The sequence below is a fragment of the Conyzicola sp. genome (genome assembly GCF_046714715.1).
Lineage (GTDB): Bacteria > Actinomycetota > Actinomycetes > Actinomycetales > Microbacteriaceae > Conyzicola.
In genome coordinates, this window is sequence record NZ_JBKKAD010000006.1 from 1 (window position 1) to 6,333 (window position 6,333).

Below are 6,333 nucleotides of genomic sequence, written 5' to 3' on the forward strand. Positions count from 1 at the left end.
CGCGGGTTGACCGGAGCGAGCAGCCGCACGGCCGAGTTCGGCTCGCGTTCCTCGGTCGTGTCGAATGCGCTGAACTTCGGGTCACCCTGGAGAACGACGATCTCGTGGCCGTCGACGATGCCGAAACGGGGGTCCCCACCAGTGCTGAAGCGCGCGATTTTCACGATGTCAATGCTACCGAGAGTGCGCGGTTCGTTTACCGCGCGGCGATAGCGTTGCATCCATGGAACATCGATATCTCGGAAACAGCGGCCTCAAGGTCTCAGAAATCACCTACGGAAACTGGCTGACCCACGGGTCGCAGGTCGAAAACGACGTGGCTACGCAGTGCGTTCACGCCGCGCTCGACGCGGGCATCACCACGTTCGACACCGCCGACACTTACGCGAACACGATCGCCGAGAAGGTTCTAGGCGACGCTCTCAAGGGGCAGCGCCGTCAGTCGCTCGAGATCTTCACGAAGGTCTACTTCCCGACCGGGCCGAAGGGTCCGAACGACACCGGACTCAGCCGCAAGCACATCCGCGAGTCGATCGACGCCTCGCTCGTGCGCCTCGGCACCGAGTACGTCGACCTCTACCAGGCGCACCGCTACGACTACGAGACCCCGCTCGAAGAGACCATGCAGGCGTTCGCGCAGGTCGTGCACCAGGGCAAAGCGCTCTACATCGGTGTCTCCGAATGGTCGGCCGAGCAGCTGCGCGCCGGTCACAAGCTCGCCACCGAGCTCGGCATCCAGCTGATCTCGAACCAGCCGCAGTACTCGGCCCTCTGGCGCGTGATCGAGGCCGAGGTCGTGCCGACGTCGGTCGAGCTCGGCATCAGCCAGATCGTCTGGTCGCCGGTCGCGCAGGGCGTGCTCACCGGCAAGTACAAGCCCGGAGCCGAGCTGCCCGCAGGGACTCGGGCGACGGATGCCGCGGGAGGAGCCGACATGATCGGATCGTGGCTGCGCGACGAGGTGCTCGAGGGCGTACAGAAGCTCGAGCCGATCGCGGCGGAGAACGGGCTGACGATGGCGCAGCTCGCCGTGGCCTGGGTGCTGCAGAACGAGAACGTCGCGTCGGCGATCATCGGGGCGTCACGGCCCGAGCAGGTGACCGACAACGTCAAGGCCTCGGGCGTGAAGCTCTCACCCGAGACGCTCGCGGCGATCGACGCGGCCATCGGCGACGTCGCCGAGAAGGACGCGTCGCTCACCGTCGGCCGCTCGCCGAAGAGCCGCTAGCCGTTCTCGTCGGTTGAGTAGGGCCGTCTACGGCCCGCATCGAAACCCGCTGCGCGGCGTATCTTCGCTGGCGCGCTCGAATGATCGGGCGCGCCAGCGAAAAAACACGGCGCGAGCACGGGGCGCTGCCGTTCGGCTCGGGTGCAGTCGTGCGCACACCCGCACCCGAGCCAGACGAGCGCACACCGGTTTCGACACGGCCGTGGACGGCCTGCTCGACCGGCGGGATCTCGACAGGCTCGATCAGCGAGGGCGGCTACGCGTCGAGGCGCATCATCCAGCCGTGCACGTCGTCGCGACGGCCGTACTGGATGTCGGTCAGTTCCGCGCGCAGTGACAGCGTGAGGGGGCCGGCGGGCGCATCCGCACTGCCGATCTCGAAGTCGGTGCTCTTGACGAGCGCGATCGGCGTGACCACCGCGGCGGTGCCGCAGGCGAACGCCTCGACGATGTCTCCGGATGCCACGCCCTCACGCCACTCGTCGAGGCTGACGCGTCGGCGCTCTACCGTGTGTCCGCGGTCTTCGGCCAGCTGCAGAATCGAGTCGCGCGTGATGCCCTCGAGGATCGAGTCGGACTCGGGCGTGACGAGGGTGCCGTCCTTGTAGACCAGCACGATATTCATGCCGCCGAGCTCCTCGAGGTACTTGCCCTCTTCGCTGTCGAGGAAGAGCACCTGGTCGCAGCCGTTGTCGTAGGCCTCGGCCTGGGCGACGAGCGACGAGGCGTAGTTGCCGCCGGTCTTGGCGGCGCCGGTTCCACCCTTGCCGGCGCGCGAGTAGTTCGTCGAGAGCCAGATCGAGATCGGTACCACTCCACCGCCGGCGAAGTAGGGTCCGGCCGGGCTGGCGATCACGTAGTAGTTGACCTTCTCAGCCGGGCGCACGCCGAGGAACGCCTCCTTCGCGAACATGAACGGGCGCAGGTACAGGCTCGTGTCGGGCTCGGAGGGCACCCAGGCGTGGTCGGCCTTGATGATCTCTTTGAGCGAATCGATGAAGTACTCGGTGGGCAGCTCGGGCATGGCCATGCGGCGCGCGGAACGCTGCATCCGCTCGGCGTTCTTCTCGGGGCGGAAGGTCCAGATCGAGCCGTCTTCGTGACGGTAGGCCTTCATGCCCTCGAAGACCTCCTGGCCGTAGTGCAGCACGGCCGCGGCCGGGTCGAGCGCGATCGGACCGTAGGGCTGCACACGCGGGCGGTGCCAGCTTCCGCGGGCCGACCAGCAGATGTCGACCATGTGGTCGGTGAAGTGCTTGCCGAAGCCCGGGTCGGCGAGGATCTCCATGCGCTCCATCTCCGACTTGGCTTCGGGGTTGGTGGAGCGCAGGAACTGCAGGGTGGTGGGAGCAAGGAGGTTCTTGATCATTCTGGCTGGTCCTGTCGGTTGATGGTGCTAATTCTGAGTGAGCGAGGCCGCGATGGCGTCGCCGATCTGCGAGGTGCTGCGCGGCGTGGAGCCACGGGCGGCGAGGTCGGCAGACACGGCTGCGGAGACGCGAGCCGCGGCATCCGTCTGCCCGATGTGGTCGAGCAACAGGGCCACGGAGAGGATCGCTGCGGTGGGATCGGCTTTCTGCTGGCCGGCGATGTCGGGGGCCGATCCGTGGACCGGCTCGAACATGCTGGGGAACGTTCCGTCCGGGTTGATGTTGCCGGAGGCGGCCAGTCCGATTCCGCCGCTGATAGCGGCAGCAAGATCGGTGATGATGTCGCCGAAGAGGTTGTCCGTGACGATGGTGTCAAACCTACCCGGATTCGTGACCAGGAATATAGTCACAGCGTCGATGTGCAGGTAGTCGACGGCCACGTCGGGGTATTCGAGCGCGACGCGGTCGACGGTGCGCTGCCAGAGCGAGCCCGCGAAGACGAGCACGTTGGTCTTGTGCACGAGGGTCAATTTTTTTGCGGTTCTGGATGACGCGGTCTCGAAGCCATAGCGCACGAGGCGTTCCACGCCGAAAGCCGTATTGACCGAGACCTCGTTGGCCACCTCGGCCGGGGTGCCCACGCGGATGGCGCCGCCGTTGCCCACGTACGGCCCCTCGGTTCCCTCGCGCACGACCACGAAGTCGACGTGACCCGGGTTGGCGAGCGGCGACTCGACGCTGGGGAACAGCGTCGTCGGCCGCAGGTTCACGTAGTGGTCGAGCGCGAAGCGCAGCTTGAGCAGCAGTCCCCGCTCGATGATGCCGCCCTTCAGGCGGGGGTCGCGGGGGTCGCCGCCCACCGCGCCGAGCAGGATCGCGTCGTGCTGCTTGAGCGCGTCGAGGTCGGCGTCGTCGAGGATGCGGCCCGTCTCCAAGAAGTGCCCGGCACCGAAGGGGTACTCGGTGGCGTCGACCTGGAGGTCGGAGTCGACAGCGGCGCGCAGCACCTTGAGGGCTTCGGCGATGACTTCGGGGCCGATACCGTCTCCGGGAATGACGGCGAGATTGAGCGAAGTGGGCATTGGTAAAGCGTACTGCCCGAGGCCGTCGCACCCCATAGCAGCGCGGACGCGACGCGCGCAAGGTGGTGGCGCTCTGGGGTGAAAGCGCTTCGTTTCGCTATCCTGAGCGCATGAGTATTGGAAGCGGTATTGCCCTGTTCGTCATCGGCGCCATTCTGGCGTTTGCCGTCAACGTTCAGCTGGACTGGATCGAAGTGAGCACCATCGGCTACCTGCTTATGGGTGCCGGGGTTCTGATTTTCATCCTCGGTCTCGTGCTGATGATGCGTAAGCGCCAGTCGACCACCACGGTGCGCTCGGCCGTCGACCCCGCCAGCGGCGAGGCCGTCCAGCAGCGCTCGACCATCACGCCCAACGACACGATCTAAGAACCACCAGCGACGCTGGTTGAGTAGGCCGCCTGCGGCCGTATCGAAACCTCCTGAGGTCTCGATACGGGCGCGGGGCGCCCTACTCGACCGGCGTTTCGTCGTTAAGCGCGTATCTTGCGCAGCGTGACCAACGTCACCGTGATCGCGACCGCCATCAGCGCCACCGCCACCCACGACGTCGTCACGACGCCCGAGTCGAACGCGTGCCTGGCCGACGCGAGCAGAGCGTCGCCGAGGTCGCCCGGCAGCGCCGACGACACCTCGACGGCCCCGCCGAGCGTCTCCCGCGCGGCGGTGGCCTCCGCGGCACCCACCCCGTCGGGGATCACGATCGAGGTGCGGTACGACGCGGCGAGGATGCTGCCGAGCACGGCGGTGCCGAGCACGGCCCCGATCTCGTAGGCGGTTTCGGAGACACCGGATGCCGCTCCCGCCTTCGCCGCCGGAACGCTCGAGATGATGAGGTCGTTCGAGAGAGTCTCCGCCGCGCCGATGCCGGCGCTGAGCACACAGAACGCGACGATGAGGCTGACGATCGTGGCATCCGCCCCGATGATCGCGATCGACGCGTACGCTCCGAGCGACAGGGCGAGACCGCCCGCCATGATGAAGCCCGGACGGATGCGGCGCACGAGCGGCACGACCACCAGGCCCGCGACGATGATCACGACGGTGCCGGGCACGAGAGCCATGGCGGCGTCGAACGGCGCCATGCCGAGAACGAGCTGCAGGTGCTGGGTGAGGAAGTACAGGAAACCTACGAGCGAGAACACGCTGACCAGGTTGACCACCACCGCGCCGCTGAACGCGGGCACGCGGAATAGCTTCATGTCGAGCATGGGGTTCTCGCGCCGCAGCAGCCGGCGCACGAACAGCACCCCGGCGGTCACGCCGACGAGCACGAGCACGACGGGCAGCACGCCGAGACCCTCGGTGGCGAACGACTTGATCGCGTAGACGATGGGCGCGAGGGCGGCCATCGAGAGCAGGATGCTCGGCAGGTCGAACGGGCCAGGGGCCGGGTCCTTCGACTCCTTGACGAGGATGGGGGCGAGGATCAGCAGGGGCAGCAGCACGGGCACGGCGACGAGGAAGGTCGAGCCCCACCAGAAGTTCTCGAGCAGCAGCCCGCCGACGATCGGTCCGATCGCCGCTCCGGCCGAGAAGCCCGTCGCCCAGATGGCGATGGCGAGGCGGCGCTCGCGGCGGTCGGTGAAGATCGTGCGCAATAGCGACAGTGTGGAGGGCATGAGCATGGCGCCGAAGAATCCGAGCAGGACGCGGGCCGCGATGAGCCAGGTCGCATCCGGGGCGAAGGCGGCGAAGATCGAGACGACCCCGAAGCCGACGGAACCGATCATGAGCATGCGGCGGCGGCCGAAACGGTCGCCGAGATTGCCCATGGCCACAAGCAGCCCCGCGAGCACGAGCGGGTAGGCGTCGACGATCCAAAGCTGGGCGGCGGCGCTGGGCAGGAGGTCGCGGGCGATGTGCGGCAGGGCGAAGCTGAGTACGGTGTTGTCGATCGACACGAGCAGCACCGGCAGCATGAGCACGGCGAGGGCCGCCCACCGCTTCGGGGTGGCGATCACGCGGGTCTCTTCCAAGGTACTCATAGAACTACTGTACCGTCTGGACGGTACAGTAATCAAGCGGTCGCGGCTACAGTGGTCGCATGGTTCAGAAGACGTCAGCCAAGGAGTCGGTGCTCGACGCGTTCGAACGCCTCGTGATCGACCGTGGCGAGCGGGCCGCCACCCTCGAGGCCGTGGCCGTCGAGGCGGGCGTCTCGAAGGGCGGGCTGCTCTACCACTTCGGCGCGAAGAAAGACCTCGTCGAGGGACTCGTCGGGCGCATGACATCCCTCGCGGAGGCCGACCTGGAGCAGCTGACGGCCGCCACCGACGGCATCGTGAGCCGCTTCATCCGCTCGTCCGTCGTCGTCGGAACACCCTTCGACACCACCTACATCGCCATGACGCGGCTGGCGCAGTCGGGGTTGTATCCCGAGGCGAACGCGGCACTCGCGAGCGTCGAGCACGGCTGGCGCACGCTCATCGAGGAAGCCGTGGGCGACCCCGCGGTGGCGCGGCTGGTGCTGCTCGTCGGCGACGGGCTGTACTACAACGCGGCGTTGTTCCCGTTCGACAAGCAGCCCACGCCGAGCACCGAGCTCGACGACGTGATCGGCGCGATCGAGGAGCTGGCCCGGTCGCGAAAGGCCTGACGGTTGGTTGAGCGCGGTGGAGCTTTGGAAATCGCGCCAGCGATTTCGCGACCCC

At 67.2% G+C, this 6,333-nt stretch carries 7 protein-coding genes; 3 read left to right on the forward strand and 4 right to left on the reverse strand.

Translation table 11 applies throughout. The annotated features are described in order from the left end of the window. Positions 1 to 221: DUF2437 domain-containing protein (locus ACLQ6X_RS00615; RefSeq protein ID WP_411698224.1), on the reverse strand; the 221-nt coding region annotated here is incomplete at its 3' end. A 2-nt stretch (positions 222 to 223) separates the two neighbouring features. On the opposite strand from ACLQ6X_RS00615, the gene ACLQ6X_RS00620 reads away from it, so the two are divergent. Beyond that, positions 224 to 1,228 carry an aldo/keto reductase family protein gene (locus ACLQ6X_RS00620; protein ID WP_411698225.1) on the forward strand — a complete coding sequence of 335 codons (1,005 nt, stop codon included), beginning with the start codon at positions 224 to 226 and terminating at the stop codon, positions 1,226 to 1,228. A 256-nt stretch (positions 1,229 to 1,484) separates the two neighbouring features. Here ACLQ6X_RS00620 and ACLQ6X_RS00625 read toward each other — a convergent pair whose 3' ends face one another. Both ACLQ6X_RS00625 and ACLQ6X_RS00630 read right to left on the reverse strand, forming a co-directional pair. After that, positions 1,485 to 2,597: a branched-chain amino acid aminotransferase gene (locus ACLQ6X_RS00625; protein WP_411698226.1), complete on the reverse strand. Its 1,113-nt coding sequence runs from the start codon at positions 2,595 to 2,597 to the stop codon at positions 1,485 to 1,487. Between the two features lie 27 nt (positions 2,598 to 2,624). Next, positions 2,625 to 3,680: a 3-isopropylmalate dehydrogenase gene (locus tag ACLQ6X_RS00630; protein ID WP_411698227.1), complete on the reverse strand. Its 1,056-nt coding sequence runs from the start codon at positions 3,678 to 3,680 to the stop codon at positions 2,625 to 2,627. Between the two features lie 110 nt (positions 3,681 to 3,790). Here ACLQ6X_RS00630 and ACLQ6X_RS00635 point away from each other — a divergent pair, with 110 nt between their 5' ends. After that, positions 3,791 to 4,048, forward strand: coding sequence for a DUF6458 family protein (locus tag ACLQ6X_RS00635; RefSeq protein WP_411698228.1), 258 nt, complete (start codon positions 3,791 to 3,793; stop codon positions 4,046 to 4,048). Positions 4,049 to 4,152: 104 nt separating this feature from the next. Here ACLQ6X_RS00635 and ACLQ6X_RS00640 read toward each other — a convergent pair whose 3' ends face one another. Next, positions 4,153 to 5,667: an MFS transporter gene (locus tag ACLQ6X_RS00640; protein WP_411698229.1), complete on the reverse strand. Its 1,515-nt coding sequence runs from the start codon at positions 5,665 to 5,667 to the stop codon at positions 4,153 to 4,155. A 59-nt stretch (positions 5,668 to 5,726) separates the two neighbouring features. Here ACLQ6X_RS00640 and ACLQ6X_RS00645 point away from each other — a divergent pair, with 59 nt between their 5' ends. Then, complete coding sequence (locus ACLQ6X_RS00645; protein WP_411698230.1) at positions 5,727 to 6,278, forward strand: TetR/AcrR family transcriptional regulator; 552 nt, start codon at positions 5,727 to 5,729, stop codon at positions 6,276 to 6,278. Positions 6,279 to 6,333: the final 55 nt, after the last annotated feature.